31 protein-coding genes are annotated in these 26,151 nt (G+C 63.3%); 17 read left to right on the forward strand and 14 right to left on the reverse strand.

All coding sequences use genetic code 11. From position 1 onward, the window contains the following. Positions 1-320 precede the first annotated feature (320 nt). Entirely contained in the window at positions 321-497 is a 177-nt protein-coding gene (locus tag FJ956_RS05775) for a hypothetical protein (protein WP_095765283.1), read from the forward strand. 23 nt (positions 498-520) lie between these two features. On the opposite strand, the gene FJ956_RS05780 is transcribed toward FJ956_RS05775, so the two are convergent. The 10 genes from FJ956_RS05780 to FJ956_RS05825 form a co-directional block, all read right to left on the reverse strand. Beyond that, a complete protein-coding gene (locus tag FJ956_RS05780) occupies positions 521-1,666 on the reverse strand; it encodes a GGDEF domain-containing protein (protein WP_140672797.1) in 1,146 nt (381 codons plus the stop codon). A gap of 112 nt (positions 1,667-1,778) precedes the next feature. After that, complete coding sequence (locus FJ956_RS05785) at positions 1,779-2,036, reverse strand: hypothetical protein (RefSeq protein ID WP_140672798.1); 258 nt, start codon at positions 2,034-2,036, stop codon at positions 1,779-1,781. A gap of 142 nt (positions 2,037-2,178) precedes the next feature. Further along, complete coding sequence (locus tag FJ956_RS05790) at positions 2,179-2,982, reverse strand: DUF72 domain-containing protein (RefSeq protein ID WP_140672799.1); 804 nt, start codon at positions 2,980-2,982, stop codon at positions 2,179-2,181. Between the two features lie 26 nt (positions 2,983-3,008). Next, positions 3,009-3,467, reverse strand: coding sequence for a GNAT family N-acetyltransferase (locus FJ956_RS05795; protein WP_140672800.1), 459 nt, complete (start codon positions 3,465-3,467; stop codon positions 3,009-3,011). Beyond that, complete coding sequence (locus FJ956_RS05800) at positions 3,464-3,874, reverse strand: DUF302 domain-containing protein (RefSeq protein WP_181170068.1); 411 nt, start codon at positions 3,872-3,874, stop codon at positions 3,464-3,466. The genes FJ956_RS05795 and FJ956_RS05800 overlap by 4 nt, the downstream gene beginning before the upstream one ends. Then, a complete protein-coding gene (uvrA, locus tag FJ956_RS05805; RefSeq protein WP_140672802.1) occupies positions 3,874-6,795 on the reverse strand; it encodes an excinuclease ABC subunit UvrA in 2,922 nt (973 codons plus the stop codon). Before uvrA ends, FJ956_RS05800 begins: the two co-directional genes overlap by 1 nt. A gap of 999 nt (positions 6,796-7,794) precedes the next feature. Then, positions 7,795-8,076 carry a hypothetical protein gene (locus FJ956_RS05810; protein WP_140673017.1) on the reverse strand — a complete coding sequence of 94 codons (282 nt, stop codon included), beginning with the start codon at positions 8,074-8,076 and terminating at the stop codon, positions 7,795-7,797. 75 nt (positions 8,077-8,151) lie between these two features. After that, entirely contained in the window at positions 8,152-8,757 is a 606-nt protein-coding gene (locus FJ956_RS05815; protein WP_140672803.1) for an ATP-dependent Clp protease proteolytic subunit, read from the reverse strand. A 23-nt stretch (positions 8,758-8,780) separates the two neighbouring features. After that, entirely contained in the window at positions 8,781-9,254 is a 474-nt protein-coding gene (locus FJ956_RS05820) for an SRPBCC domain-containing protein (RefSeq protein ID WP_140672804.1), read from the reverse strand. Further along, a complete protein-coding gene (locus FJ956_RS05825; protein WP_140642883.1) occupies positions 9,251-9,565 on the reverse strand; it encodes a metalloregulator ArsR/SmtB family transcription factor in 315 nt (104 codons plus the stop codon). The genes FJ956_RS05820 and FJ956_RS05825 overlap by 4 nt, the downstream gene beginning before the upstream one ends. A gap of 235 nt (positions 9,566-9,800) precedes the next feature. Here FJ956_RS05825 and FJ956_RS05830 point away from each other — a divergent pair, with 235 nt between their 5' ends. Genes FJ956_RS05830 through FJ956_RS05840 form a run of 3 tightly spaced genes read left to right on the forward strand, consistent with a single transcriptional unit; the run spans position 9,801 to position 11,205 of the window. Further along, positions 9,801-10,316 (forward strand): single-stranded DNA-binding protein, encoded by a 516-nt coding sequence (locus FJ956_RS05830; protein WP_140672805.1) that lies wholly within the window; start codon positions 9,801-9,803, stop codon positions 10,314-10,316. A gap of 34 nt (positions 10,317-10,350) precedes the next feature. Then, positions 10,351-10,749, forward strand: coding sequence for a DUF2306 domain-containing protein (locus FJ956_RS05835; RefSeq protein ID WP_140642877.1), 399 nt, complete (start codon positions 10,351-10,353; stop codon positions 10,747-10,749). Between the two features lie 30 nt (positions 10,750-10,779). Next, positions 10,780-11,205, forward strand: a complete 426-nt coding sequence (locus FJ956_RS05840; protein WP_140672806.1) for an OsmC family protein — start codon at positions 10,780-10,782, stop codon at positions 11,203-11,205. 51 nt (positions 11,206-11,256) lie between these two features. On the opposite strand, the gene FJ956_RS05845 is transcribed toward FJ956_RS05840, so the two are convergent. Further along, entirely contained in the window at positions 11,257-11,886 is a 630-nt protein-coding gene (locus FJ956_RS05845) for a MarC family protein (protein ID WP_140672807.1), read from the reverse strand. Positions 11,887-12,200: 314 nt separating this feature from the next. Here FJ956_RS05845 and FJ956_RS05850 point away from each other — a divergent pair, with 314 nt between their 5' ends. Both FJ956_RS05850 and FJ956_RS05855 read left to right on the forward strand, forming a co-directional pair. Continuing rightward, entirely contained in the window at positions 12,201-12,599 is a 399-nt protein-coding gene (locus FJ956_RS05850) for a hypothetical protein (RefSeq protein ID WP_181170069.1), read from the forward strand. A 267-nt stretch (positions 12,600-12,866) separates the two neighbouring features. After that, positions 12,867-13,826 (forward strand): helix-turn-helix transcriptional regulator, encoded by a 960-nt coding sequence (locus FJ956_RS05855; protein ID WP_140672809.1) that lies wholly within the window; start codon positions 12,867-12,869, stop codon positions 13,824-13,826. 81 nt (positions 13,827-13,907) lie between these two features. On the opposite strand, the gene FJ956_RS05860 is transcribed toward FJ956_RS05855, so the two are convergent. After that, entirely contained in the window at positions 13,908-14,438 is a 531-nt protein-coding gene (locus FJ956_RS05860) for a hypothetical protein (protein ID WP_140672810.1), read from the reverse strand. Positions 14,439-14,522: 84 nt separating this feature from the next. On the opposite strand from FJ956_RS05860, the gene FJ956_RS05865 reads away from it, so the two are divergent. Both FJ956_RS05865 and gyrA read left to right on the forward strand, forming a co-directional pair. Beyond that, entirely contained in the window at positions 14,523-15,353 is an 831-nt protein-coding gene (locus FJ956_RS05865; RefSeq protein WP_140672811.1) for an AraC family transcriptional regulator, read from the forward strand. 194 nt (positions 15,354-15,547) lie between these two features. Beyond that, entirely contained in the window at positions 15,548-18,334 is a 2,787-nt protein-coding gene (gene gyrA / locus FJ956_RS05870; RefSeq protein WP_140672812.1) for a DNA gyrase subunit A, read from the forward strand. A 51-nt stretch (positions 18,335-18,385) separates the two neighbouring features. Here the strand turns inward: gyrA and FJ956_RS05875 are convergent, their stop codons facing one another. Further along, positions 18,386-18,538, reverse strand: a complete 153-nt coding sequence (locus FJ956_RS05875) for a hypothetical protein (RefSeq protein WP_140672813.1) — start codon at positions 18,536-18,538, stop codon at positions 18,386-18,388. A gap of 191 nt (positions 18,539-18,729) precedes the next feature. On the opposite strand from FJ956_RS05875, the gene coaD reads away from it, so the two are divergent. The 8 genes from coaD to FJ956_RS05915 all read left to right on the forward strand — a co-directional run bounded on the left by coaD (position 18,730) and on the right by FJ956_RS05915 (position 24,881). Then, complete coding sequence (gene coaD, locus FJ956_RS05880; RefSeq protein ID WP_140672814.1) at positions 18,730-19,230, forward strand: pantetheine-phosphate adenylyltransferase; 501 nt, start codon at positions 18,730-18,732, stop codon at positions 19,228-19,230. Positions 19,231-19,341: 111 nt separating this feature from the next. Then, positions 19,342-19,839: a peptidylprolyl isomerase gene (locus FJ956_RS05885; protein WP_246671970.1), complete on the forward strand. Its 498-nt coding sequence runs from the start codon at positions 19,342-19,344 to the stop codon at positions 19,837-19,839. A 29-nt stretch (positions 19,840-19,868) separates the two neighbouring features. Continuing rightward, positions 19,869-20,381, forward strand: a complete 513-nt coding sequence (locus tag FJ956_RS05890) for a peptidylprolyl isomerase (protein WP_040987166.1) — start codon at positions 19,869-19,871, stop codon at positions 20,379-20,381. Between the two features lie 10 nt (positions 20,382-20,391). After that, positions 20,392-20,841 (forward strand): DMT family transporter, encoded by a 450-nt coding sequence (locus FJ956_RS05895; protein ID WP_027166292.1) that lies wholly within the window; start codon positions 20,392-20,394, stop codon positions 20,839-20,841. Continuing rightward, a complete protein-coding gene (gene queA, locus FJ956_RS05900) occupies positions 20,841-21,929 on the forward strand; it encodes a tRNA preQ1(34) S-adenosylmethionine ribosyltransferase-isomerase QueA (RefSeq protein ID WP_140672816.1) in 1,089 nt (362 codons plus the stop codon). The genes FJ956_RS05895 and queA overlap by 1 nt, the downstream gene beginning before the upstream one ends. Next, positions 21,919-22,188 (forward strand): hypothetical protein, encoded by a 270-nt coding sequence (locus tag FJ956_RS05905; RefSeq protein WP_140672817.1) that lies wholly within the window; start codon positions 21,919-21,921, stop codon positions 22,186-22,188. The genes queA and FJ956_RS05905 overlap by 11 nt, the downstream gene beginning before the upstream one ends. Continuing rightward, positions 22,181-23,311 (forward strand): tRNA guanosine(34) transglycosylase Tgt, encoded by a 1,131-nt coding sequence (gene tgt, locus FJ956_RS05910; RefSeq protein WP_140672818.1) that lies wholly within the window; start codon positions 22,181-22,183, stop codon positions 23,309-23,311. Before FJ956_RS05905 ends, tgt begins: the two co-directional genes overlap by 8 nt. 94 nt (positions 23,312-23,405) lie before the next feature. Then, positions 23,406-24,881: a hypothetical protein gene (locus FJ956_RS05915; RefSeq protein WP_140672819.1), complete on the forward strand. Its 1,476-nt coding sequence runs from the start codon at positions 23,406-23,408 to the stop codon at positions 24,879-24,881. Between the two features lie 49 nt (positions 24,882-24,930). Here the strand turns inward: FJ956_RS05915 and FJ956_RS05920 are convergent, their stop codons facing one another. Further along, a complete protein-coding gene (locus tag FJ956_RS05920) occupies positions 24,931-25,350 on the reverse strand; it encodes a DUF4864 domain-containing protein (protein WP_140672820.1) in 420 nt (139 codons plus the stop codon). Positions 25,351-25,526: 176 nt separating this feature from the next. Between FJ956_RS05920 and FJ956_RS05925 the strand changes: the two genes are divergently transcribed. Beyond that, positions 25,527-26,138, forward strand: coding sequence for a thioredoxin domain-containing protein (locus FJ956_RS05925; protein ID WP_181170070.1), 612 nt, complete (start codon positions 25,527-25,529; stop codon positions 26,136-26,138). Positions 26,139-26,151: the final 13 nt, after the last annotated feature.

Here is a 26,151-nt window from a genome sequence, read left to right on the forward strand (position 1 = left end):
TGTTCTTCCCGCGTCCCGACAATTCCAGATTCTGCACCGTTAGTGACGCTTCGAAGTAACGGCATGGATCCTTGGGTCTTCGCTCCGCTTCGCGTCGCTACGCCCAAGGATGACGAAGTGTTCGACGGCTCTGGCGCGTCGAACACTTCATGCTAGTCTTTTCTTGGCCTTGGTGAGTCGGCCGCTTTCCGTATCAGTCGCGAATGAGGGGGAAGGCGCGCGGACACCGCCCGCAAGTTCCACGCAAGCAAGCCTGCTTAGCTTTCCCCGCAGTGATTGTCGGTCAACGCGTCCAAAAAGAATCTTGCCAGGGGACGGCGATGGAACGTTTTGTCGAGGACTACCAAAAGCGGCGTCTCACCGAGCGCGTCGATATCATGACCGCGATCAACATCCTGATGTCGCAAGGCTATGACGAGGATCATCTCCTGGATGAGATCACCAAGGTTTTCTACGTCGATCTCGACGCCTTCAACGAAGTGATCTCACACCATTGAGAGCTCGCACACGGCGGTAAAACTCAACCGGCACGGCGGAAATCCAGGACGCGGTTGCGGCCGCCGCGCTTGGCGGCATAGAGCGCCTTGTCGGCGGCGCTGAGCACTTTGTCGAAGCTCATGCCGTCCGTGCTGCCGAAGGCGAATCCGGCGCTGACCGTGCAGCGCAATGGCTCGGTCTCTGTCTCCACCGTGCGCGCGGCGAAGGTGGCCCTGACACGTTCGGCCGTCGCCTCGGCTGTCTCGGGCAAAGTGCGCCTCAACACCATGGCGAATTCCTCTCCACCCATGCGGGCGACCGAGTCGCTCGGGCGCAGATCGGCGGAGAGCACCTCGGCAAAGACCTTCAGCACCTCGTCTCCCGCGGCGTGACCGAACTGGTCGTTGACCGCCTTGAAGCCGTCGAGGTCAAACACCACCACAGCCGTGAAAGCGCCGACGGGTGTCTTGCCGTGAAGGTCGAACAACGCGCGGCGGTTGAGCAACCCGGTCAAGGCATCGGTCTGCGCCTCGCGCTGATGATGGCGGGCTAGCCGCCCCTGGTTGAGCGCCAGCGACAAGGCGCCGATGCCGGTCATGGAGGCGATGACGATGACAAGGCTCAGATCCTCCGCCCAATTGCTAGGCGCATGGCCGAGGACGAGCTTGCCGTCCCATGCCAGCACGGCCGCGCACAGCACGAAGGATGCGGCGGTCAGCGAATAGAGCAGCGCCACGCCGATGAGATGGACGGGCGCCTCTGCGCGACTCCGCCAATATTGATATGCGGTGCCGAACAAAAGCAGCGCGGCCAGAGCGTTTTCCAGCATGAAGCCCAGGCCGTCATAGCCGAGCGCCATGGGCGGCAGGGCGAGAGCATAGGAAATGCCGACGCTAAGCGCGATGAGCGGCAAGGGGGAGCGTCTTGTCCTGAATTGATGGGCAGCGCCGAGCATGACGGAGAAGCCGAGCAGCAGCAGCGCCAGCGTGAGCACGCCGAGGGCCGTTCCGGGTCTCTCGATATAGGCCTCGTAGGCAAAGACCTCGGCCACCACGACCAGCACGCTGATTGCCCAGGTCAGCAGGAACTTGTCGGAACGCGCGGTCAGCCATGTTCCGAACAGCGTGAGGCTGAGGCAAGCGGCGGAAAAGCCGACGGCAAGCAGCAATGAATTGTAGTCGAGCAGCATGCACGCGTCCTTGCCGGCGCCGGGCCTCTGCAACCTGGCGTAGATGCATTAGTGCAGCAAGGAAGTATCGATTACGTTACGATAGCGGTGAAGATGCCATAATTCCGCGGCGTCAGAGGACCGCCACCGACAACAGCAGGATGATGCCGACCCCCATCATCACCAGACCCGGCCAATTCTGCGACAGGCCGAGGAAACCGAGTCCGCGCCGGCGCGGCTCGAGCGTGGGGCCAGGCGTTGCCAGGTTTGGCATCGGGCGATCCGAGGCTGCAGGTGCCGGATCGCTAAGTTTCCCGCGCCTGAGGACCGCACCGGCCATGTACACAATGCCGGCGACAATGAGCAATGCCCCGATGAGGATGACAGCCATATCACCTCGCTTTCTTCGGGCTCCCCCGATACCGGAGCCTGGGCCCTTGTTCCGCGAAAGCTCAACCGCTGTGAAAACCGGCTCCCGGCGAGAAAGGCAAAACGGTCAAGATGCCTCGTAAGTTCCGACGGAGCTCGCCCCTTCAATCGGCCACGCGCTTCATCAGCGCGATCGCGCCGAAAGGCGCGCGCACCTTGCCTTCGGTGATGAAGTAGGCGAACACGTCGCGCGGCTTGACCGGCGCATCGGTCTTCGGATCGGCGCGCGGCAGGTCGGCGGGTTGCTTGCCTTGCGCCCATGCCTTCACCCGCCCCGCCCATTCGTCCAGGCCTTTCGGCGTGTAGCAGTCGGGGTTGTCGTCGCTGCCGGTCTGCAGCCGCGCATAGACGAAATCGCCGGTGACATCGGCGATCGCTGGATATTTTGCGTGGTCGGCATAGACGATCGCGGCGTTGTATTTGCGTGCAAGCGCCGGGAATTCGGGCACAACAAAACTGTCGTGGCGCACCTCCAGCGCGTGGCGCAAAGGCACGCCGTCCTGCTTCTCGGGCAGAAGATTGAGAAAAGCTTCGAAATCGTCGGCGTCGAACTTCTTGGTCGGCGCGAACTGCCAGAGAATCGGGCCGAGCTTCTCGCCGAGCGCGGCGACGCCGGAGCCGAGGAAGCGCATCATCGACTCTCCCGCCTCGCCAAGCACGCGGCGGTTGGTGACGAAGCGGTTGCCCTTGAGCGAGAAGACGAAGCCGTCCGGCGCGTCGTTGGCCCACTTGACGAAAGTCGGTTCCTTGAAGCTGGAATAGTATGTGCCGTTGACCTCGATGCTCGGCACCTGGCGGCTGGCATAGTGCAGCTGCTTGGCCTTGGCGAGCTTCTCCGGATAGAAGGAGGTATCCCAAGGCTCGAAAGTCCAGCCGCCCATGCCGGAGCGGATCTTTCCTTGGCTCATCGTCTTCCTCCTCCGTTGAAACTTGGTCAGGCGGCCCTGTCGACCGGCTTCACCATGTCGACCAGCGTCCATCCTGGCCGGTACGGGTTGGCCCGGCGACCCGTTTCGCGATAGCCATAGGCAGCATAGAGCGCGATATTCCGCTCCATGCGCGAATTGGTGTAGAGCCGCACTTCCGGCACGCCCCACGACCGCGCCTGCTCGCTGGCGAAGTCGAGCAGCGCGATGCCGAGCTTCCTGCCCTGAAAGGCCGGCGCGACGGCGACGCTGAAGATCATGGCATGGTCGGGATGCCGTTCGATGACGATCAACCCGGCGAGCTTTGAGTCTTCTTCCAGCAGCCAGACCTCGCCGCGCCCGATCCGCGGCGCGTAATCCTCGGTGACCGGGATAGGCGGTCCGCCGAAGATGGGCGTGTAAGGCGCATAGGCATCCGTGGTCAGCGCGACGATTGCAGCGAGGTCTTCGGGGCGGGCCGGTCTCATGATTGGTCTACTCCGGCAGCGGCGGCGACAACCTTCTGCATGCCTGCCGCAATCGCGGCGACGGCGTTGCGGCTGGCGTCGCCGAGGCCATGGCGCTCCGCAAGCCACTGCGCGTCGTTATAGGACAGCCAGACCTTGCGTTGCTCGTCCTCCCAGGCCAGCGCCTTGATCGGCAGGTCGATGCCGGCAAGCTGCCGGTCCTGCATCAAAGGCGTGCCGCCCTTCGGATGGCCGAAGATCAGCAATTCCGTCGGTCGCAGCAGCGCGCCGACTTCACGCGCGCCGGCGGTATGGTCGATGCGCGCGAAGACGCGCAATCCTGCGCCGGTGACCGTCTCGACCAGCCGATCGATCGTCTCGGTGACGCCGAAGCGGCTTTCGATGGAGACAAGGCCGTTACCTGCCATCACTCTGCCGCTTCGCGTTTGCCTCCGGGGCGCCGCTCCAGGAGCTCCTTCAGGAACTGGCCGGTGTAGCTGCGCTTTTCGCGCACGATCGCTTCCGGCGTGCCCGACGCCACCAGCTCGCCGCCGCCGTCGCCGCCTTCGGGGCCGAGATCGAGCACCCAGTCGGCGGTCTTGATCACCTCGAGATTGTGCTCGATCACCACCACCGTGTTGCCCTGGTCGACCAGCTCGTGCAGCACTTCGAGCAGCTTGGCTACATCGTGGAAATGCAGGCCTGTCGTCGGCTCGTCGAGGATGTAGAGCGTCTTGCCGGTCGCCTTGCGCGACAGTTCCTTGGCGAGTTTTATCCGCTGCGCCTCACCGCCCGACAAAGTCGTCGCCTGCTGGCCGATATGGATGTAGCCGAGGCCGACCTGCTTCAGCGTCTCCAGCTTGTCGCGCACGCCCGGCACCGCCGAGAAGAAGTCGACGCCTTCCTCGACCGTCATGTCGAGCACGTCGGCGATCGACTTGCCCTTGAACAGGACGTCCAGCGTCTCGCGGTTGTAGCGCTTGCCGTGGCAGACATCGCAAGTGACGTAGACATCAGGCAGGAAGTGCATCTCGATCTTGATGACGCCGTCGCCCTGGCAGGCCTCGCAGCGGCCGCCCTTGACGTTGAAGGAGAAACGGCCAGGCTGGTAGCCGCGCGCCTTGGCTTCGGGAAGGCCCGCGAACCAGTCGCGGATCGGGGTGAAGGCGCCGGTATAGGTGGCCGGGTTGGAACGCGGCGTGCGGCCGATCGGCGACTGGTCGATGTCGATGACCTTGTCGAGGAATTCCAGCCCCTCGATGCGGTCGTGCTCGGCCGGATGCTCGCGCGAGCCCATGATGCGGCGCGAGGCCGCCTTGAACAGCGTCTCGATCAGGAAGGTCGACTTGCCGCCGCCCGACACGCCGGTGACCGCCGTGAAGGTGCCGAGCGGGATCTCCGCCGTCACATTCTTCAGATTGTTGCCGCGCGCGCCGACAACCTTGATGCGCCGGTTTTTCTTCGCCTCGCGCCGCACGCCAGGCGTCGCCACTTCGAGCGCACCCGACAGATATTTGCCGGTGATCGAATTGGGATTGGCCATCACCTGCTGCGGAGTTCCCTGAGCGATGATCTCGCCGCCATGGATGCCGGCGGCGGGGCCCATGTCTACGACGTAGTCGGCATGCAGGATGGCGTCCTCGTCATGCTCGACCACGATCACCGTATTGCCGATATCGCGCAGATGCTTCAGCGTTTCGAGCAAGCGTGAATTGTCGCGCTGGTGCAGGCCGATCGACGGCTCGTCCAGCACATAGAGCACGCCTGTCAGGCCAGAGCCGATCTGCGAGGCCAGCCGGATGCGCTGGCTCTCGCCGCCCGACAGCGTGCCGGAGTTGCGCGACAGCGTCAGATAGTCGAGGCCGACGTCGTTGAGGAAACGCAGCCGCTCGCGGATTTCCTTGAGCACGCGGACCGCGATCTCGTTCTGCTTGTCGTTGAGCTCTCCCGGCAGGTCGGTGAACCACTGGTCGGCCTTGCGGATCGACTGTTCGGTGACCTCGCCGATATGCTTGCCGCCGATCTTCACCGCCAGCGCTTCAGGCTTCAGCCGGTAGCCGTTGCAGGCCGGGCAGGGGGTGGCCGACATGAAGCGCTCGATCTCCTCGCGCATCCAGGCCGATTCCGTTTCCTTCCAGCGCCGGTCGAGATTGGGGATGACGCCCTCGAAGGTCTTGGTGGTCTTATAGGAGCGCAACCCGTCATCATACTGGAAGGTGATCTCGTGCTCGCCCGTGCCGCGCAGCACGGCTTCCTGCGCCTCGGTGCTCAGGTCCTTGAACTTGTCGCCGAGCTTGAAGCCATAAGCCTTGCCCAGCGCTTCCAGCGTCTGCGCGTAATAGGGCGAGGTCGACTTCGCCCACGGGCTGATGGCGCCGTCGCGCAACGAAACATTCTCGTCCGGCACCACGAGGTTGGGATCGATGGCGCGCTGGCTGCCGAGGCCATCGCAGGTCGGGCAGGCGCCGAACGGGTTGTTGAAGGAGAACAGCCTCGGCTCGATCTCCGGAATGGTGAAGCCGGACACCGGACAGGCAAACTTCTCCGAGAACAGGATGCGCTCATGCGTCTCGTTCTTCGACTTGTTGACGGAATCCTCGCCGGTCAGGCTGGCGTCAAGCGGCCGGTCGGCGAACTCGGCGACGGCAAGGCCCTCGGCAAGCTTCAGCGCGGTCTCCATCGAATCCGCGAGCCGGGTTGCCAGATCGCCGCGCACGACGATGCGATCGACGACAACGTCGATGTCGTGCTTGTACTTCTTGTCAAGCGCCGGCACGTCGGCGATCTCGTAGAAGACGCCGTCGACCTTGACGCGCTGGAAGCCCTTCTTCTGCAGCTCAAGCAGTTCCTTGCGGTACTCGCCCTTGCGGCCGCGCACGATCGGCGCGAGCAGGAACAAACGCGTGCCTTCGTCGAGCGCGAGCACCCGGTCGACCATCTGGCTGACCGTCTGGCTCTCGATTGGCAGGCCGGTGGCCGGCGAATAGGGGATGCCGACACGCGCGAACAAAAGGCGCATGTAGTCGTAGATCTCGGTGACGGTGCCGACCGTCGAGCGCGGGTTCTTCGAGGTGGTCTTCTGCTCGATCGAGATGGCGGGCGACAGGCCGTCGATCTGGTCGACGTCCGGCTTCTGCATCATCTCCAGGAACTGGCGGGCATAAGCCGACAGGCTTTCGACATAGCGACGCTGGCCCTCGGCATAGATGGTGTCGAAGGCGAGCGACGACTTGCCGGAGCCCGACAGTCCGGTCATCACGATCAGGCTGTCGCGCGGCAGGTCGAGATCGACGTTCTTGAGATTGTGTTCGCGCGCCCCGCGAATGGAAAGGTATTTATGGTCGGCCATCGCCGGTCGCCGCCTCAAGTCTGGAATGTGGTGGATTGGGCAGGGTTGTCCCCGGCCATCCCTTATGTAGGTGGTTTTGCCGCCGCGTCGAGAGACGCCACACATCTCGACAACAAGCGTTTAACCGCCTTTCGCGCGAGCGGGCAAGCGGAAAGAACAAAGGCCGAACACGCTCCTGACAAAATTGTGGAAACAAAGAGCGCCTGCGCCGCGTCCGAACCGGTTCACGAAGGCGCTCGACTTACCTGGACGTAACCTCCCGCCGATCACATTTTTCGGTAACCGGCTATTCAACGGTTGACGTGTCGGACCGAGGGGAGCAGTCTCGAAAACGTCAACGAAGCCGGCCGTCTTTCGATGGCCTCGCCGCCCAACTGGCGGCCTGCGAGACGCCGCAGGCGATAGCGATTAGCGCTTCGAACGACATTGTCGCAACGGACCCAGGAGCGGAGCATGACGCCACCGGACAGTCCCTTGAGGCTCCACACGGAGATGGAGCCGCGGCGGGCATAAGTGCCAGGGCAGACTTGAAACGCCAGCCCGACAAACCGTGACTTGCCGATTCCCAACAATCAGAGACGATAGTCGGATCGTCGGCTGAACGCCGCGTTGCATCCGAAACAGAACGCCGGCAGTCCACTCCCGGCTAAAGTTGGATTTCAGATCCATGAAGCCCCATCCATCTGCACAGCAGGGATGGGGCTTACATTTTTGCGATCATCCTTTTTTGCGATCATCCCAGGTTCGCAGTTGGCCGGGCCCAACTTCGTCATCCTTGGGCGTAGCGACGCGAAGCGGAGCGAAGACCCAGGGATCCATGCCGTTACCTCAGCCGAGGAATGCAGCGGAGCAGAATTCTGCACCGTCGCATCGCATTGGCGTAACGGCATGGATTCTATGGTCTACGCCGCGTCGCTTCGCTCCTTGCTTCGCCATAGAATGACGAACGAAAAGCGCTTCAGCTGATCGCCAAGTCGTCGATCTGTGCCGACAGGATTATCAGTGGTTCGGAATCTTGTTGCTGCCCGTGGCCATGTCGATCGTTATGCTGCCGCCGATCCTGACATCGGTATTGCCGATCCTGAAGGAGCCGTCGTTGCCGGCCGGCAAGGCGTCGTCCGGTTCCGGTAGAGGCGCCGGCTTGGCGATACGGTAGTCGCCGCTGACGCCGGGCAGCTTCTGCGCCGTGCTGTCGTCAGCAAGCGCGCTGCCGGCCACGAGCGCGCCGGCAAGCGCGGCGGCGGCAACGCACAAATGTCTGGTTTGCAGCAGCTTGAGCATGCCCAAACTATAGAGGCGCGGCTGGAGCGATGCCAGACGCAGGGCGATCAATTTGCCGCGCATCCGGCTGCGATATCAGGCAGCTTTCTTGCGCGTGTCGTAGACGTGGTCGACGAGACCCCAGTCCTTGGCTTCCGCGGCGCTCATGAAATAGTCGCGGTCGAGGGTGCGCTCGACCTCCTCATAGGTCCGGCCGCAATGCCTGGCATAGAGCTCGGTCATGTGCTGCTTGGTGCGCACGATGTCCTCGGCATGGCGCTGGATGTCGGAAGCCTGGCCCTGGAAGCCGCCAAGCGGCTGATGCAGCACGATGCGGGTGTTGGGCAGCGCGATGCGCCGTCCCGGGTTGCCGGCCATCAAAAGGAAGGAGCCCATCGAGGCGGCAAAACCCATGCACACCGTCGACACCGGGCAGGAAATGTATTGCATGGTGTCGTAGATGGCGAAGCCGCTGGTCACCATGCCGCCGGGCGAGTTGATGTAGAGCGAGATCTCCTTCTCGGGATGGTCGGATTCCAGCGACAGCAACTGCGCGCAGACCAGCGCCGAGACGTTGTCGTTGATCTCGCCATTGATGAAGACGATGCGCTCGCGCAGCAGCCGCGAAAAAATATCGAAGGAACGCTCGCCGCGGCTCGACTGTTCGATGACCATCGGCACCAGATTGGCAATGCTCATAATGGGTTTCCTTGGTTCTCTTTTGATCAGGCCGCGCGCAGCATCATGCAGGGCGCATTGGCGGCGATTGGATTTTTGCGCGCATCGAGCGAAAGCCCGCAGCCGGCGCCCGAGACGGCGACGAGAGGCTGCGCTGCCTGCGCGAAGCCGTCATGGACGATGCTAAGATGCGTGCCGCCGGAAGCGGTGCGTGCCAGCGTGAAGGTGACGATGCTGTCGAAGGCCGGGAGTTCGCCATCGCCCGCGCCGGGCCGCTCGCGCCAGGAATAGCGCAGCAGCTTGCCGGGCTCGGCCTCGAGCACCTCGCATTCGATCGGCGCATCCGGTCCGGCAAAGGCGAAGCGACTGCCGGCTTCCGCCTTCATGTCGTTCGGCATCATCCAGGCAGCGAGCAGCTCCGGCTCGGTCAGCGCCCGCCAGACTTTTTCCGGCGGCTCGGGAAGATCGCATTCGAAGCTGAGCGGCGCCTCGGTCGCTGTCGGCTTCTCTGGTTTGGTCATTGGTCCATTCCCTTCAGAACCGTCTTCAATTTCTCGATGCGTTCCGGCCAGAAGGCGCGGTAGCGTTCGATCCAGCCGAGCAGCGGGTCGAGCCCTTGCGGATCGGCACGGTAATAGGCGTTGCGACCGGCGCGCCGCTCGACCACCAGGCCGGCGCCGCGCAACACGGCAAGGTGCTGGGAGACCGCCGGCTGCGACACGCTCATGCCGGCGCGCAACTCGCTCACGCTCATCTCGCCGGCGGTCAGCCGCTCGTAGACGGCGCGTCGCGTCGGGTCGGCCAGAGCGCGGAAAATCTCTGCTTCGATCATGATAGAAGCATAAGTCGATACTTATTGATTTGGCAAGCTTCTATTTGATCGCCATATCAAAATGCACGTTCGACCCTGGCTTTGCTGACATTCCTTGACAGAAAGTGCAGCTATGACTAGAACGAAAAGAGAACAAAAACCTTGTGGGAAAAGCCAGCCTTTGCGGGCGGCGGCGACCCGCAGGCTGTAAGGTGAGCGACTTGAAATTTGTTTCGGATGAGCGCGGAGAAGTAAGATGGCGGGTAGCGTCAACAAGGTCATTCTGGTCGGCAATCTCGGAGCGGATCCTGAAATCCGCCGCCTGAATTCCGGTGATCCGGTCGTCAACATTCGCATCGCCACGTCGGAAAGCTGGCGCGACAAGAACTCGGGCGAGCGCAAGGAAAAGACCGAGTGGCATAACGTCGTCATTTTCAACGACCAGCTCGCCAAGGTGGCCGAGCAGTATCTGAAGAAGGGCATGAAGGTCTATGTCGAGGGCCAGTTGCAAACCCGCAAATGGCAAGACCAGACCGGTGCCGACAAATACACGACCGAGGTCGTGCTGCAGAAATTCCGGGGCGAGTTGCAAATGCTCGACGCGCGCGGCGAGGGCGGCGGCGGCCAGGTCGGCAGCTATTCCGGCGGCAGCAGCAGCCGTGGCTCGGATTTCGGCCAGTCCGGTCCGAATGAAGGCCGTGGCGGCAGTGGCGGTTCCAGGGGCGGCGGCGGCGGCTCGTCGCGCGAGCTGGACGACGAGATCCCGTTCTAAGCGTCTCGAAACGGTCGTCTGAAGGGAAGGCGCGATGTCGCTCGGCCCGCTTCTGTCGGCGCCTCCTCCCATTCCATGGCATGCATTCGCGGCCTTCGCCGCGCTCGCCGTGGGCGGCGCCCAGCTGGCGCTGCCCAAGGGCAATACGCGGCACCGGGTGATGGGTTATGCCTGGGTGACGCTGATGCTGGTCATCGCCATATCGAGTTTCTGGATCCAGCAAATCCGGCTCATCGGCCCGTTCAGTCCGATCCATCTGTTGTCGATCCTGGTGCTGGTCACCGTGCCGCTGGCGGCTTGGTATGCGCACACGCATAAGGTGACCGCGCATCGCGGCGCCATGATCAAGCTCTATTTGTTCGCGCTGGTCGGCGCCGGCATCTTCACGCTGCTGCCTGGCCGGATCATGCACGCCGTCGTGTTCGGCCAGTAGGGCTGCAGGAACCTCGTAAGGAAGATCAACGTGAAAGCACGCATCAAATGGGTCGAGGAACGTACCTTCGTCGGCGAATCCGGCAGCGGCCACAAAGTGGTGCTGGGCACAGCGCACGGGCCGGATGGCAAGACGCCGGGACCGAGCCCGATGGAGCTCGTGCTGATTGGCACCGGCGGCTGCTCGGCCTATGACGTCGTCCATATCCTCGAGAAGGGCCGCGAGGCGGTCGAGGATTGCGTGGTCGAGCTCGACGCCGACCGGGCCGAGACCGACCCAAAAGTCTTCACCCGCATCCACATGCATTTCACCGTCACGGGCCGCGCGCTGTCGCACGACAAGGTGAAACGGGCGATCGACCTGTCGATTGAGAAATACTGCTCGGCCAGCGCCATGATGGCCAGGACGGCGACCATCACGCATGATTTCGAGGTGGTGGATACGGCGGCGAAGTAGGCAGTAGGCAGTAGGCAGTAGGCAGTAGGCAGTAGGCAGTAGGCATACTGTTCAAGCGGCCATCAGCGCCTTGATGCCATCGGCGACGAACTGCACCGCGAGTGCCGCGAGGATCACGCCGAGCAGCCTGGTCAGGATCGAGCGGCCGGTCTGGCCGAGGATGCGGTCGATGCGCTCGGACAGCACGAAAACCAGAAAGGTGATCACCAGGCAGATCGCTATGATGCCGACCAGCGCCGCCTGAGCGCCAAAACCCTGGAAGGAGCCCGACAGCAGCACGGTTGCCGAAATGGCGCCGGGGCCGGCGATCAGCGGGATCGCCAGCGGGAAGGCGGCGATGTTGTGGATCATGTCCTTGGTGATGGCGACGTCGCCGATCTTTTCCTTGCGGTCCTGGCGGCGCTCGAAAACCATCTCGAAGGCGATGAAGAACAAGAGAAAACCGCCGGCGACGCGGAAGGCCGGCAGCGTGATGCCGAACACCGACAGGATCGAGGCGCCGGCGATCGCAAACAGCGCCATGACCAGGAAGCCAATCACCGAAGCGCGCACCGAGACCTGCTGACGCTCCTCGCGGTTCATGCCGCGCGTCACGGCGAGGAAGAGCGGCGCCAGCCCCGGCGGGTCGATGGTCACCAGGATGGTGACGAAGGCGTTGAACAGGCTGTCGAAACTCGGCATCGCTGGTCCCCTCCCGCCGGGCGAAGCCCGCACCTCCGCGTTCCCTAACAGGCACATTGGTAGAGCAAAGCAGGTCCAATGGAAACCGTGCGGGATGCGGGGAATTCGGTCGCCTCAATCCTGCAATTGAGTAGCGCTGGCTCACACCACTGCACGTTAATTCCGGGCAATGCCATGGCAGTTCGTGCCAAGCGGAACCAGTTCGCTCAGCGCCGAGACGGAAGAACACCAGCATCGTAGACGCATTTGGACGCGATCTCCGACGCGATTGCCGGTCCGGGCCGCGAGCAAAATGTCGAAGCGGAAGGGCAAACGTGAAGAAAATAATGTTTTTGATGGTAAGCGTTCTGGTGGCCGGGTGCAGCCAGACGACGACAAGTGCGCCCGAGAGCAGGGCAGCAGTGCCGGCGGCGGGCGAGGCCGCTGCTGTCGCCGCGGGCGCACAGCCGGATTTTGGAGACCAGACGTTCGGCGAAGGCTCCGGCGTTCCGAAAAATCCGGCTTCCGCCAAACTTTATGCCGACGCGGTCGCACGCGGCCGGGCGTGCAGGGAGCAGGTCTACCAATCGCTCCGTGCCCAACAAGGCCTGGCCACGGCGAGCAGCGTCATAGCCGGGCTGGCCGGGCCGGCCGGCCAGGCCGCCCAGCTATTGCGAAGAGGCGTCGGTGGAGGCCTTATGCTGCAAAACCAGGCGCGGATGTTCACATGCTGAGAATGATTTTTTGGCAGTGCGAAACCCCCGTCGGCCGAACATGCGCGTTTGCCTTTGTTCGCGAAGATCATCCAAGGTAGTGGAAAGCCGCCTCCAGCCAGAGAAGCTACCCACTGGGATGAGTCCTGCGATGGGCACAGCGGGACCAACAAAAATGTTCACTGTGCTGCAAATCTGCCTTGGCGGTGATAGGACAAGCGGGAACGCTCCCATTTCAGCGCCGTGAACGGGCGAAGTGGGATCCCGCAGCCGGTCTGGTCAAGTGACATGGAGTATTTTTCGACCGATGACATCCCGGCACGCGACCGCATGGCATTGTTTCATGATGTCGTTGCTCGCCACATTGCCGGCAGGGCATTCACAGCCGTCAGCAGAGCGGAAATTCGAGTGGAGATAGCGGCTTTCGGCCTGCCCGATCAGGTCACGGTTGCAACCGGCAGCTACTCGCCGATTTACGGAGCGCGCACGCGTGAACTGCTGAACGACGGCCGCGACAACTATCTGCTGACCATCCATACCCGTGAGCATGAAGTTTCGGTCGATGGCCGTAAGCCAATGACGGTGCCTGCTGGCAATCTGATGCTCATCAACGAAGCGATCTGCTCGAATTTCCAACTGCCCGAAACCGCCGTGAAGGTCGTTTCATTGAAGCGCTCGCGACTAGCGAGGCTGGTGCCGCGCATCGAGGTCGAAGCGTTCCATCACATTCCCGTAGTCGCGCCGGGCATGCCGCTCCTCACAGGTTATGCGGATATTCTGCGCGAAAACCCACCACAGGGAGAACAAGCACGCCAGATCGCTGCCAACCATCTTCACGATCTCGCCGCGCTCGTCCTTGATGGCTTTGTCAATGGCGGGGCCGCCCGTAATGAAGTTGGCATTCGGGCGGTCCGGCTGGATCTGATCAAGAAGGAGGTTCTACGCCATTTGCAGGATCCGGATTTCGGTATCGACGCCGCGGCGAGACGACAAGGGATCACGCCGCGCTACATTCAACGCCTGTTTGAGGCCGAAGGCGTCACCTTCTCCGAATTCCTGCGAGCCAGCAGATTGGATATGGCCTTTCGCCTGCTACGACAATCGACGTCGGGTGAAAGCACGATTTCGGCCCTGGCCTACGATTGCGGCTTTCGCGATATTTCCACTTTCAACCGTGGTTTCCAGCGGCGATACGGTGCCACACCGTCGGATGTCAGAGCGGACACGATGCGCCGCCGCTACGATTGACCAATCCGCGGAATGGTTGAAAGCCGCCTAAAAAACGCCGACTTCACGCGTTGAAGACGTTCGCACTTTCCCGGAATCTCTCTAGCCGTCATTCATGCGGCGCGCCAGGAACTCGACTTCGAGCCGCCATGTCTCGCCATTGTCGTGCGAGCGCTCGCCGAGCCAGCGGAAGGAATCGTTGGTGATGCGCGAAAAGCTCCAGCGCACCGACGCGCCGCTGTCATCGACGCCTTGCTGGACGATCATGTCGCCCTCGGCGCGGCCGAGCTGGCTGCTGAAATAACGGCTGCGCGGATCGCTCCAGAAAATGTGCCAGGCATCGATGCCGGGGTCGTAGACGCGCAGCGTCGTGCCGTAGAAGGTCCATGGGCCGAGGGAAGGCGAGGGGCCGGCATCGCGCGCGGGCAGGATCCAAACGTCCTGCACCGCATTGCCTTCCAGCACCCAACCGAAATGCACCTCGCCGCGGCCGGTCAGCATCGCGCCGTCCTCGAGGTGGCGCGTGGCGTCGAATGTCCAGGCGCCGACAAAACGGCCGTAGAGGTTCAGCTTTTCGGCAAGGTCAGGATTGGGGCCTTCGCTACGCAGGGCGTCGGCAAAGGGATCGGTCATGGTGCTGCCTCATCTGTCAGGAGAGTGGAGCGATAGGCCCAAGGCAGGGTTCTGCGCTTGGGAAAAATTGCTATCCTTTGGGCCATGACGACGACCGCAAGGATCCTGGCCTCGGGGCAAGGCTGGCAAGTGGCTGACGTGGTGTGCACGGCCCGCGCCGGCGACCGGCCGTTCGAGGAAGAGCATCGCAGCTTCTGCGTCGCCGCCGTGACCAGCGGCACGTTCCGCTACCGCACCCGCCAAGGCACGGCGGTGCTGTCGCCCGGCGCCATTTTGCTCGGCAATCCCGGCGCCTGCTATGAATGCGGCCATGAGCACGGTGCCGGCGACCGCTGCCTCTCCTTCCATTTTGCCCCGAACTACATGGAACGCGTCGTTGCCGACGTGCCGGGCGCCAGGCGTCTCGGCTTTGGCGCGGCTCGCCTGCCGCCTCTACCGGTGCTGGCGCCGCTGCTGGCCGAAGCGGAAGCCGCGCGCGAGACCGATGATGGCGATGCTTTCGAGGAACTCAGCCTGCGCATTGCCGGCGCGGTGGTTGCCACTGCCTCCGGCTCAACAAAGACCGATCGGGCGCCCAGCCGCCGCGACCAGAAACGCGTTGCCGAGGCGGTGCGCCTCATCGAACTCAATGCGGACCGGCCGCTTTCGCTGCCCGAACTGGCCGGCGAGACCGCAACTAGCCCGTATCATTTCCTGCGCACATTCCGGCGGGTCGCCGGGATGACGCCATACCAGTTCCTGCTGCGAACCAGACTGCACCGGGCAGCGGTGCGACTGCGCACGTCAACCGAGGCAATCTCGGCGATCGCCTTCGACGCCGGCTTCAACGATCTGTCGACCTTCAACCGCCGTTTCCGGCGCGAAATGGGAGATGCGCCCGGCGTTTATCGCGCTAGACGCGCAGGCCGGCGCTGACAGCGGTCCGGGTGGTGTTCTGACGGGCCTTGTCAAGCAAGCACGATAAGTCCTGTGGCCATATCGTCGCAATCAGCGGTATCCACTTGAAATTGCCGCAAAAATTGTCTCTGGAAAAGTGGCGTCGGCATTGGAGTTTCGCCCCGGCTTCCTATATAAGCAGCCAGTGATTCCCGACTGGATTGTGACCTGATTTGACCGACCAGAAGACACCGCGCGGGCCGGACGGCGGCCCCACCGGCATCGAGCCGATTTCGATCATCGAGGAGATGCAGCGCTCCTATCTCGATTACGCCATGAGCGTGATCGTCAGCCGCGCGCTGCCCGACGTGCGCGACGGCCTGAAGCCGGTGCATCGCCGCATCCTCTATGCCTCGCATGAGAGCGGCTACCACTGGAATCGCAAATATGTGAAGTCGGCCCGCCCGGTCGCCGACGTGATGGGTAAATACCATCCGCATGGCGACGCCTCGATCTATGATGCGCTGGTGCGCATGGCGCAGGACTGGTCGCTGCGCGTGCCGCTGATCGACGGTCAGGGCAATTTCGGCTCGATCGACGGCGATCCGCCGGCGGCGATGCGCTACACCGAGTCCAGGCTCACCAAGGTCGCGCATGAGCTCTTGGAGGACATCGACAAGGAAACCGTCGATTTCCAGGATACTTACGACGCGTCCGGCAGCGAGCCCAAGGTGCTGCCGGCCCGTTTCCCAAACCTTCTGGTCAACGGCTCCGGCGGCATCGCCGTCGGCATGGCCACCAACATTCCACCGCACAATCTCGTCGAAGTCTGCAACGGCGCCATCGCTCTCATCGACAATCCGGCGATCGACCTGACGGCGCTGATGGAGATCGTGCCCGGCCCGGATTTCCCGACCGGCGGCATCGTGCTCGGCCGTTCGGGCATCTACAACGCCTATTCGACAGGCCGCGGCTCGATCGTCATGCGCGGCCGCGTCGAGATAGAGCAGCGTGGCAATGACCGCGAATCCATCATCGTCACCGAGATTCCCTATCAGGTGAACAAGGCCTCGATGATCGAGAAGATGGCCGAGCTGGTGCGCGACAAGCGCATCGAGGGCATTTCCGACATCCGCGACGAGAGCGACCGCCAGGGCTACCGCGTCGTCGTGGAGTTGAAGCGCGACGCCGTGGCCGACGTCGTCCTCAACCAGCTCTACCGCTTCACGCCGCTGCAAACCTCGTTCGGCGCCAATATGGTAGCGCTCAACGGCGGCAAGCCGGAAGTGCTGACGCTGATCGACATGCTGAAGGCCTTTGTCGGCTTCCGCGAGGAAGTCGTCAGCCGTCGCACGAAGTATCTGCTGCGCAAGGCGCGCGAGCGGGCGCATGTGTTGGTCGGTCTGGCGATTGCCGTCGCCAATATCGACGAGGTGATCAAGCTGATCCGCACCGCGCCGGATCCGCAGACGGCGCGCGAGCAGTTGATGGAGCGGCGCTGGCCGTCGCACGACGTTGCTCCGCTGATCCAGCTGATCGACGATCCGCGCCACCGCATCAACGAGGACGGCACCTATAATCTGTCCGAGGAACAGGCGCGCGCCATCCTTGACCTGCGCCTGCAGCGCCTGACCGCGCTCGGCCGCGACGAGATCGCCGATGAGTTGAATCAGATCGGCGTTGAAATCGTTGATTTCCTTGATATTTTGTCGTCGCGCGCGCGCATCCAGCAGATCGTCAAGGACGAGCTGGTCGCGGTCCGCGACGAGTTCGGCACGCCGCGCCGCACCGAGCTGACCGACGGCGGTTCGGATATGGAAGACGAGGACCTGATCCAGCGCGAGGACATGGTCGTCACCGTCAGCCATTCCGGCTACATCAAGCGCGTGCCGCTCTCGCTCTACCGGGCGCAGCGCCGCGGCGGCAAGGGCCGCTCCGGCATGTCGACCAAGGAAGAGGATTTCGTCACCCGGCTGTTCGTCGCCAACACGCATACGCCGGTGCTGTTCTTCTCCTCGCGCGGCATCGTCTACAAGGAAAAGGTCTGGCGGCTGCCGATCGGCAACCCGCAATCGCGCGGCAAGGCGCTGATCAACATGCTGCCGCTCGAGCAGGGCGAGCGCATCACGACCATCATGCCGCTGCCGGAGGACGAAACCAGCTGGGGCGAGCTCGACGTGATGTTCGCGACCACGCGCGGCACCGTGCGCCGCAACAAGCTGTCCGACTTCGTCCAGGTCAACCGCAACGGCAAGATCGCCATGAAGCTGGAGGAAGAGGGCGACGAGATCCTCGGCGTCGAGACCTGCACCGACAATGACGATGTGCTTCTGACCGCGAATTCCGGCCAGTGCATCCGTTTCCGGGTCTCCGACGTGCGTGTCTTCCAGAGCCGCAATTCCGTCGGCGTGCGCGGCATAACCATGGCCGAGACGGACCGGATCATCTCGATGTCCATCATCGAGAATGTCGATGCGTCGCCCGCCGAGCGCGCGGCCTATCTGAAGCGCGCCGCAGCCGAGCGCCGGCTTGCCGTCGGCGGCGCGGCCGAGGAGGAGGAGATCGCGCTCACCAATGAGGAAATCGGCGAGGAAGCCGAGCTTTCCGAGGAGCGCTACGAGTTCCTCAGGGCGCATGAAAAGCTTGTGCTGACGGTGACCGAATATGGCTACGGCAAGCGCTCGTCTTCCTACGATTTCCGACTCACTGGCCGCGGCGGCAAAGGCATCCGCGCCACCGACGTGTCGAAAGTTGCCGAGATCGGCCGCCTGGTCGCGACCTTCCCGGTCGGCAACGACGATCAGATCATGCTGGTTTCGGACGGCGGCACTGTCATCCGCGTGCCGGTCAACGGCATACGCTTCGCCAGCCGCGCCACCAAGGGCGTGACGATCTTCAACACGGCCGAAGGCGAGAAGGTCGTGTCGGTGGAGCGGATTTCGGAGCCGCAGGCCGACGATGAGGTCGAGGACGTGTCTTCGAGCGAGACTGGCGCGGACGACACGGGCGGGAGCGAATAGTCTTTCGTCCGGCTTAACCGGCCCTTTGGGCCGGCTCGGTCATGGTGGGGATCAGTGGCGGCGGTAGACGTTGCGATGGGCAAAACCATCGAGCCGCTTGGTGTTGGCCTTGACGCGCACCCGCGCTGCTTCCTGATGCAACCCGAATGCGGTCGCGATCATCATCACGATGGTCATTGCAGTGGCGAGCATGTAGATCAGCATTTGCGTGTTCTCCTGCACTTACAACGGTGACATGGGGATTTGGTTTCATCCCTTGAAGCGTCAACCTAGTGAACGCTGCGTGAAACGTTCGTGATCGTCGCATTCATCTGTCGTTCATCGGCGCGAAAAGGTTCACGCACGCCTCATCAATCGGATTTGCCTTCCGCCCGCCCGCCCGCTAGAAGCCTGCCATGACCGAACGCACCGCCCTTTATGCCGGCTCCTTCGACCCGCTGACCAACGGCCATCTCGATGTGCTGAAAGCGTCGCTGGCGGTGGCCGACATCGTCTATGCGGCGATCGGTATTCACCCGGGCAAGAAGCCGTTGTTTTCCTTCGAGGAACGCGTTGAGTTGATCGAGGCCGCAACCAAGGCCGAATTCGGACGCGACAGCGATCGTATCAAGGTCGTCTCCTTCGACGGGCTGGTCATCGACGCGGCCCGCAAGCACAGCGCCTCGATCATGATCCGGGGGCTGCGCGACGGCACCGACCTCGATTATGAAATGCAGATGGCCGGCATGAACGAGACGATGGCGCCGGAATTGCAGACGGTTTTTCTGCCCGCCAGCCCTTCGGTGCGCACCATTACCGCCACACTTGTGCGCCAGATTGCCTCGATGGGCGGCGACATCCGCCCATTCGTGCCTACGGCCGTTGCCGGCGCGCTCACCGCCAAGTTCACCAAATAGGCTTTCCCGGAGATACCCATGCAGCTGAAGAAGCTCGCTTCGTTCCTTGTCGTGCTTGCCGGCCTTTTCGCGGCGTCCTTGCCTGCCGTCGCCGCCGACAAGGAAAACACCATGATCATCACGCTCAAGGACGGCGACGTGACCATCGCGCTGCGTCCCGATCTGGCGCCCAAGCACGTCGCGCAGATCAAGAAGCTGGCGCGCGACGGCGCCTATGACAACGTCGCCTTCCACCGTGTCATCGACGGCTTCATGGCGCAGACCGGTGACGTCAAATTCGGCAATATGAAGAAGGGCTTCAATCCCGAAGCCGTCGGCACCGGCGGTTCCGATCTGCCCGATCTGCCGGCCGAGTTCTCGAAGAGCGAGCAGTTCGCGCGCGGTGTGATCGGCATGGCCCGCTCGCAGGATCCGAACTCGGCGAACTCGCAATTCTTCATCATGTTCGCGCCGGCGCCGAACCTCGACGGCCAGTACACCATCGTCGGCAAGGTCGTCGGCGGCATGGACCTCGTCGACAAGATCAAGAAGGGCGACGAGGCCGACAACGGCACGGTCGCCGACCCCGACCGCATGATCAAGGTTCGCATCGCCGCCGACGGCAAATAACCTCCTCATTTTCAAAAGGATTTTGTGACATGGCTGAGATCAAGGACCGCGAGAACGCGCTCATCATGGAAACGACCAAGGGACAGGTCGTCATCGAAATGTACCCTGAATTGGCGCCCGGGCACGTTGCCCGCATCAAGGAGCTGGCGCGCGAAGGCGCCTATGACGGCGTGGTGTTCCACCGCGTCATCGACGGCTTCATGGCGCAGACCGGCGACGTCAAGTTCGGCAATTCCTCGAAGCCCACCTATGCGCCGTCGCGCGCTGGCATGGGCGGCTCCGACAAGCCGGACCTCAAGGCCGAGTTCTCCAACGCCAATCACGGCCGCGGCGCCTGCTCGATGGCCAGGGCCCAGAACCCGAATTCGGCGAATTCGCAGTTCTTCATCTGCTTCGACGACGCGGCCTTCCTCAACCGCCAGTACACGGTTTGGGGCCAGGTCATCGAAGGCATGGAGAATGTCGACAAGATCAAGCGCGGCGAGCCGGTGCAGGATCCCGACAAGATCGTGTCGCTGAAAGTCGCGGCAGACGTCAAGTAAAGGCGGGATGATGATGGGCGCTGTCTGGTCCCTGCTCGGCATCCTGTCCGGCGCCTTCATCGCCATCCAGGCGCCGATCAATTCGCAATTGGCTAAGGGCCTCGGCCTTCCGGTCGCGGCGGCCGCCTTTTCCTTCCTGTCCGGTGCCATCGTGCTCGGCATCATCTCGATTTCGGTGGTGAAGCTGCAGGGCATCTCGCTCGACTGGAAAGCGCCGGCGCCCTGGCTGTTCATCGCCGGCGGCATGCTCGGCGGCTTCTATGTGACGCTGTCGACGATCCTCACGCCACGTATCGGCGCCGCGGCGCTGATGGCCTTCCTGGTCGCCGGCCAGCTGATCGCCGGCATGCTGATCGACCGCGCCGGCTTCCTTGGCGTGGCGGTGCGCGAAATCTCGCTTGGCCGCGTCGCCGGCGCCGTGCTTCTGCTTGCCGGGGCGCTGCTCATCCGGCTCTATTGATGCGCGTCGACCTGTTCGACTTCGACTTGCCGGAAGAGCGCATCGCGCTTCGCCCGGCAGAGCCGCGCGACAGCGCCCGGCTGCTGGTCGTCAAACCGGGCGAACCATTGCAGGACCGCGTCGTCTCCGATCTGCCGTCGCTGCTTCGCGAAGGCGACGTGCTGGTGTTCAACGACACCAAGGTTATTCCGGCGCAGCTCAAGGGCATGCGCAAGCGCGGCGAGGCGGTGGCGCAGGTCGAGGCGACGCTGCATATGCGGGTGGCGCCGGACCGCTGGCAGGCCTTCATGCGGCCGGGAAAACGCATCGCCGCCGGCGACCGCATCCATTTCGGCCATGACGGCAATTCCTGCTTCCTCGGTCAGCTCGACGCCACGGTGCTCGAAAAGGGCGAGGCGGGCGAGGCGCTGCTCGGCTTCGATCTTTCCGGGCCGTTCCTCGACGAGGCGCTGCACGCTGTCGGCCACATTCCGCTGCCTCCCTATATCGCGTCGAAGCGCGACGACGACGAGCGCGACCGCGCCGACTACCAGACCATCTATGCCCGGGAAGAGGGCGCGGTCGCTGCCCCCACCGCCGGCCTGCATTTCACGCCGGAATTGTTTGCGGCGCTGGACGCCAAGGGCATCGAGCGCCGCTTCGTCACGCTGCATGTCGGCGCCGGCACCTTCTTGCCAGTGAAAGCGGACGACACGGCCGATCACAAGATGCATGCCGAGACCGGCTCGGTGAGCCCGGAGACGGCGACTGCGCTCAACGCGGCGAAGGCTCGGGGAGGGCGGATCATCTGCGTCGGCACGACATCGCTGCGGCTTTTGGAAAGTGCTGCGCACAGCGACGGCAGAATCGAGCCCTGGTCCGGACCTACAGACATCTTCATCACGCCCGGCCATCGCTTTCGCACGGCCGATATGCTGATGACCAATTTCCATCTGCCGCGCTCGACGCTGTTCATGCTGGTCTCGGCCTTCAGCGGGCTGGAGACGATGCGTTCGGCCTATGCGCACGCCATCGAGAACCGTTACAGGTTCTACTCCTATGGAGACGCAAGCCTGCTTTCTCGAGCGGAGACGAGCGATGGACGATGACCTCGACGGCATGGACCGCGATGTGCTGATCGCGGAAGTGAAGAAGTTGCGCGCCGGCATCCGCGCGCATCGCGACACGACCGGACATGATCTGTGCTGGCATCACCCTGACCTATGGGACCTTTTGCCGGAAAAGACCGAGCCGTCGATCGCCGTGCCGCCATGGCCCAAATTCATGCGCGGCTGCATCCGCTACCGGCAGTCGCTCGACGAGCAGGCGCCCGGCGCGCCGGTGCACGACAAGGAATTCAATGGCTGAGACTTTTTCATTCGAGGTGCTTGCCAGCGACGGCAAGGCGCGGCGCGGCCTGGTTTCGATGCCGCGCGGCGCGATCCGCACGCCGGCCTTCATGCCGGTCGGCACCGGCGGCACGGTCAAGACCATGTATATGGACCAGGTGCGCGGCGTCGGCGCCGACATCATCCTCGGCAACACCTACCATCTGATGCTGCGGCCGGGCGCCGAGCGCGTGGCCAGGCTCGGCGGGCTGCATGAGTTCGCGCGCTGGCCATATCCGATCCTGACCGACAGCGGCGGCTTCCAGGTGATGTCGCTATCGAAGCTCCGGAAGCTGACCGAACAGGGCGTCACCTTCCGCTCGCATATCGACGGCGCGCCTTACGAGATGTCGCCGGAACGGTCGATCGAGATCCAGGGGCTGCTCGATTCCGACATCCAGATGCAGCTCGACGAATGCACCGCACTTCCGGCCAAGCCCAGGGAGATCGAGCGCGCGATGGAATTGTCGCTGCGCTGGGCTGAGCGGTGCAAGACGGCGTTTGGGGACCAGCCGGGCAAGGCGATGTTCGGCATCGTCCAGGGCGGCGACAGCGCGGCCTTGCGCGTGCGCTCCGCCCAGGCGCTGAAGGCGATGGATCTGAAAGGCTATGCGGTCGGCGGGCTGGCGGTCGGGGAGCCGCAGCCGGTGATGCTGGAGATGCTCGACATCACCTGCCCGGAGCTGCCGGCCGACAGACCGCGCTACCTGATGGGCGTCGGCACGCCGGACGATATCCTGAAATCGGTGGCGCGCGGCATCGACATGTTCGACTGCGTGATGCCGACGCGGGCCGGCCGCCACGGCCTCGCCTACACGCGCCGCGGCAAGGTCAATCTCAGGAACGCCCGCCATGCCGACGATCCGCGGCCGCTCGACGAGGAAAGCGACTGCCCGGCCGCGCGCGATTATTCGCGCGCCTACCTGCATCACCTCGTGCGCTCGCAGGAAGCGCTCGGCGCCATGCTGCTGACCTGGAACAACCTGTCCTATTATCAGAAGCTGATGCAGGACATCCGGGCGGCCATCGAGGCGCAGGCCTTTGAAGCGCGGGCCGCCGAGATCGCTGAAGGCTGGGCGAGGGGCGATATCCCCGCCCGCTGAGTGGCTGCAGGCCTCCGCTGAGCATGTACGAACTATTTTGAAACGACTGCGACTGTACAGATTGCCGGGATGATATCAGGCAAAGGCGGAGACCTTGCTCATCTCGGGACAAGCCGCAGCGTCAGGCGAGGCACAAACCAACCGCAAAAGTGGCTCTTCTGAGCCTGTTGCTGCCGTCCAACAGTGGACAGGAGCGGTATTGCTGGCTGTCGCCGCCATCGGGGTGGCCGGCCTCGTCCTGCGGCTGCTCGGCGCGCGTGGCGATCTCTGGATGGACGAGATCTGGAGCTTGGTGCTGCTTGAACCGCTCACCTCGATCGACCAGATATTCTGGCGCATAAATCACGACAACAATCATTTCCTCAATTCGATCTACCTCTACCTGATCGGCCCGGATGCTTCGCCATTGCTTCAGCGCGGGCTGTCGATAGCGCTTGGTGCCGGCGCTGTCGTTGCCGCAGGGGCTGCTGCTCGCGGCCGGTGGGCCGCTGTCGCCACAAGCCTGCTGTTCGCCATCAGCTATCCGATGGTTCACTACGGCTCGGAAGCGAGAGGTTATGCCGGCCTGGTGTTGTTCACGCTTCTTGCCGTCGTGTTCCTGGAGCGCTGGCTCGACAAACGGGGTTCGGGCGTCGCGTTCGGGGCGATCGTCCTCCTCGGTTTTCTGTCTCATCTCATCATGGTGGAAACCGTGGCTGTCCTGGTGGCCTGGACCGCCTGGCTCATCTGGCGACGCACCGGCAGCTTCGATCGGATCAATGTCGAGCTCGGCCAGATTTTCGCGCCTGCCTTCCTGGCCGTCCTGCCGATCGCCGCCTGCATGCTCATTGGCAGACTGCTGTTTGGCTTCAGGATCGGCGGCGCCTTGCCATTCTCGCTTCAGGCCTTCGCGCAGGGCTATGGCGGAATGATCCGCTATCTGTTCGGCGTGCCGGATTGGATCGGCGACTGGGTCTGCATTGCCACCGCATGCGGCCTCGTTTGCGTCTGCGCCGCCATATGGCGCGACCGTCGGGCCAGCCTCTATGTCATCGGGATCGTCGGGCTGCCCATTGTCATGGCTGCGGCACGACTGCCCAATGCCGAATTCCAGCGTTACTTCCTCGTTCCTGCAACATTTATGTTGCTGTGGGCGGGCGAGTTGCTTGGGCGTGGTTTCGCCGCTGGGGGCAAGTATCGAGTGTTGGCGGCGGCCGCGATGGTGGCAATCCTTGCCGGCACGACGACGCTTCTGCTGCCATTCTACGAATATGGACGGGGATCCTACGCCACGATGGTCGACAAAATGACGCGTGACGGCCCGGCGGACTACGCCACCAACCAGGAATTCCGGACCGTCATGATCGTCGACTATTTTGCCAAACGCCTGGGGCGCCAGGCATCGTTTGTCGCGGAGGACAAAATATGTGACGAACGTCCGTCCTGGCTGATCCTCGAAGGCGCCATCGATCGGCAGCCGCAATATGTCGATGCCGTGCCGGATTGCATGTCGACCTATGAGCGTGTCGACGCCTCGACGAGCTGGGGTCTTTCAGGCCTGGGCTGGACCCTGTATCAGCGCCGGGATTGAGTGCGGGCCCGGTCGAAATTCCGGACGTCGCGCGCTTTTCCTTGATTGCTCAGGTGCTGACCGAAGTCGAGGCGCGCAGGCTGCAGCCGGTGATCTTGAAGCTGCCGTCCGCCTGCTGCTGCAGCGTATAGACCGCCTCATAATCCTTGCCGTCGGGCCCGACGATCAGCACCTGCTGGACGATCGAACCCGGCCCGGTCTGCTCGACCTTGCCGAAGGAATAGGACTGGGGCTTGCGCACCGGCGCGTAGCCGTTCGTCACCATGTTCATGAAGGTATCCACGGTCGGAAAGATCTGCTTCACATTCGGCGCGGCGAAGCTGTAGGCGGTGGCGCCGTCATCGGCGATGAAGGCTTTCAACTGGCTGTCGATGACTGCCTGCGCGGTCTTGATCTCGGCATCGCCGGCAAAGGCAAGCGAGGCTATCAACATCGGAACAAGAGCTAGTGCGAACAATGCGCGGCGCATGGCCTGCCTCCCGGAACTCGCTTGGCGAATGCAGTCTAACATACGCGCTTCGATGCCCGGCGGTTTCATCCATTCGCAAGATTTCGCCGTTTCGACGCCCGATCGGCCTTTAGGCAGTCGTTAAGAAGGAACGCGCATCGTGATGGCGGGCAGGGCGCATCTTCCGGGGAATGGAAATGTTCGGACGTCCAATCGATCGCCGCGTGCTCATGAAGGGTGCCGCCAGCCTCGCGGTGATGGTCGCCAACCTAGGCCCGGCCTTCGCCGCACCCTCCATAAAGGAAGTCACCTTCGATCCGGCCATTCCGGCGCTCGGCAATCCGAACGGCGACGTCACCATCGCCGAGTTCGTCGATTACCAGTGTCCGGTCTGCAAGCTCGTCTTCATCGAACTCCGGAAACTGATGGCCGAGGACAGGGGCATCCGCCTGGTGATGAAGGACTGGCCGATATTCGGCGATGCTTCGCGCGACGCGGCGTTGATGGCGCTGTCCTCGGGCTCGCGCTACGCGGCGGCGGTGGACGCGCTGATGGCCAACCGAAGAGCGCTCTCGCCGCACCGAACCGACGCCATCCTCGACGCCGCCGGCGCCAATTCGGCCGGGTTGCGAGCCGAATTGGCGGGCCGCGAGCCGAAGCTCGGCGCGCTTCTTGCCCGCACCCAGGCGCAGGCCAGCGCTTTCGAATTGAGAGGCACGCCCGCGCTCGTTATCGGCGGCAAGCTCTACCGGCGCGGCATGCCGGTTGCCGAATTGCGGCAAGCCGTCGCCACGGCGCGCGCCGGCTGATGCTTGAAAGCCG

The organism is Mesorhizobium sp. B2-4-3 (genome assembly GCF_006442815.1).
Taxonomy (GTDB): domain Bacteria; phylum Pseudomonadota; class Alphaproteobacteria; order Rhizobiales; family Rhizobiaceae; genus Mesorhizobium.

Excerpts from the sequence above, each read along its gene's own strand:
- FJ956_RS05775 (WP_095765283.1), top strand. The coding sequence starts at position 321 with ATGGAACGTTTTGTCGAGGACTACCAAAAGCGGCGTCTCACCGAGCGC.
- FJ956_RS05780 (WP_140672797.1), bottom strand. The coding sequence starts at position 1,666 with ATGCTGCTCGACTACAATTCATTGCTGCTTGCCGTCGGCTTTTCCGCC.
- FJ956_RS05785 (WP_140672798.1), bottom strand. The coding sequence starts at position 2,036 with ATGGCTGTCATCCTCATCGGGGCATTGCTCATTGTCGCCGGCATTGTG.
- FJ956_RS05790 (WP_140672799.1), bottom strand. The coding sequence starts at position 2,982 with ATGAGCCAAGGAAAGATCCGCTCCGGCATGGGCGGCTGGACTTTCGAG.
- FJ956_RS05795 (WP_140672800.1), bottom strand. The coding sequence starts at position 3,467 with ATGAGACCGGCCCGCCCCGAAGACCTCGCTGCAATCGTCGCGCTGACC.
- FJ956_RS05800 (WP_181170068.1), bottom strand. The coding sequence starts at position 3,874 with ATGGCAGGTAACGGCCTTGTCTCCATCGAAAGCCGCTTCGGCGTCACC.
- uvrA (WP_140672802.1), bottom strand. The coding sequence starts at position 6,795 with ATGGCCGACCATAAATACCTTTCCATTCGCGGGGCGCGCGAACACAAT.
- FJ956_RS05810 (WP_140673017.1), bottom strand. The coding sequence starts at position 8,076 with ATGCTCAAGCTGCTGCAAACCAGACATTTGTGCGTTGCCGCCGCCGCG.
- FJ956_RS05820 (WP_140672804.1), bottom strand. The coding sequence starts at position 9,254 with ATGACCAAACCAGAGAAGCCGACAGCGACCGAGGCGCCGCTCAGCTTC.
- FJ956_RS05825 (WP_140642883.1), bottom strand. The coding sequence starts at position 9,565 with ATGATCGAAGCAGAGATTTTCCGCGCTCTGGCCGACCCGACGCGACGC.
- FJ956_RS05830 (WP_140672805.1), top strand. The coding sequence starts at position 9,801 with ATGGCGGGTAGCGTCAACAAGGTCATTCTGGTCGGCAATCTCGGAGCG.
- FJ956_RS05835 (WP_140642877.1), top strand. The coding sequence starts at position 10,351 with ATGTCGCTCGGCCCGCTTCTGTCGGCGCCTCCTCCCATTCCATGGCAT.
- FJ956_RS05845 (WP_140672807.1), bottom strand. The coding sequence starts at position 11,886 with ATGCCGAGTTTCGACAGCCTGTTCAACGCCTTCGTCACCATCCTGGTG.
- FJ956_RS05855 (WP_140672809.1), top strand. The coding sequence starts at position 12,867 with ATGGAGTATTTTTCGACCGATGACATCCCGGCACGCGACCGCATGGCA.
- FJ956_RS05860 (WP_140672810.1), bottom strand. The coding sequence starts at position 14,438 with ATGACCGATCCCTTTGCCGACGCCCTGCGTAGCGAAGGCCCCAATCCT.
- FJ956_RS05865 (WP_140672811.1), top strand. The coding sequence starts at position 14,523 with ATGACGACGACCGCAAGGATCCTGGCCTCGGGGCAAGGCTGGCAAGTG.
- FJ956_RS05875 (WP_140672813.1), bottom strand. The coding sequence starts at position 18,538 with ATGCTGATCTACATGCTCGCCACTGCAATGACCATCGTGATGATGATC.
- coaD (WP_140672814.1), top strand. The coding sequence starts at position 18,730 with ATGACCGAACGCACCGCCCTTTATGCCGGCTCCTTCGACCCGCTGACC.
- FJ956_RS05885 (WP_246671970.1), top strand. The coding sequence starts at position 19,342 with ATGATCATCACGCTCAAGGACGGCGACGTGACCATCGCGCTGCGTCCC.
- FJ956_RS05890 (WP_040987166.1), top strand. The coding sequence starts at position 19,869 with ATGGCTGAGATCAAGGACCGCGAGAACGCGCTCATCATGGAAACGACC.
- FJ956_RS05895 (WP_027166292.1), top strand. The coding sequence starts at position 20,392 with ATGATGGGCGCTGTCTGGTCCCTGCTCGGCATCCTGTCCGGCGCCTTC.
- queA (WP_140672816.1), top strand. The coding sequence starts at position 20,841 with ATGCGCGTCGACCTGTTCGACTTCGACTTGCCGGAAGAGCGCATCGCG.
- FJ956_RS05905 (WP_140672817.1), top strand. The coding sequence starts at position 21,919 with ATGGACGATGACCTCGACGGCATGGACCGCGATGTGCTGATCGCGGAA.
- tgt (WP_140672818.1), top strand. The coding sequence starts at position 22,181 with ATGGCTGAGACTTTTTCATTCGAGGTGCTTGCCAGCGACGGCAAGGCG.
- FJ956_RS05920 (WP_140672820.1), bottom strand. The coding sequence starts at position 25,350 with ATGCGCCGCGCATTGTTCGCACTAGCTCTTGTTCCGATGTTGATAGCC.
- FJ956_RS05925 (WP_181170070.1), top strand. The coding sequence starts at position 25,527 with ATGTTCGGACGTCCAATCGATCGCCGCGTGCTCATGAAGGGTGCCGCC.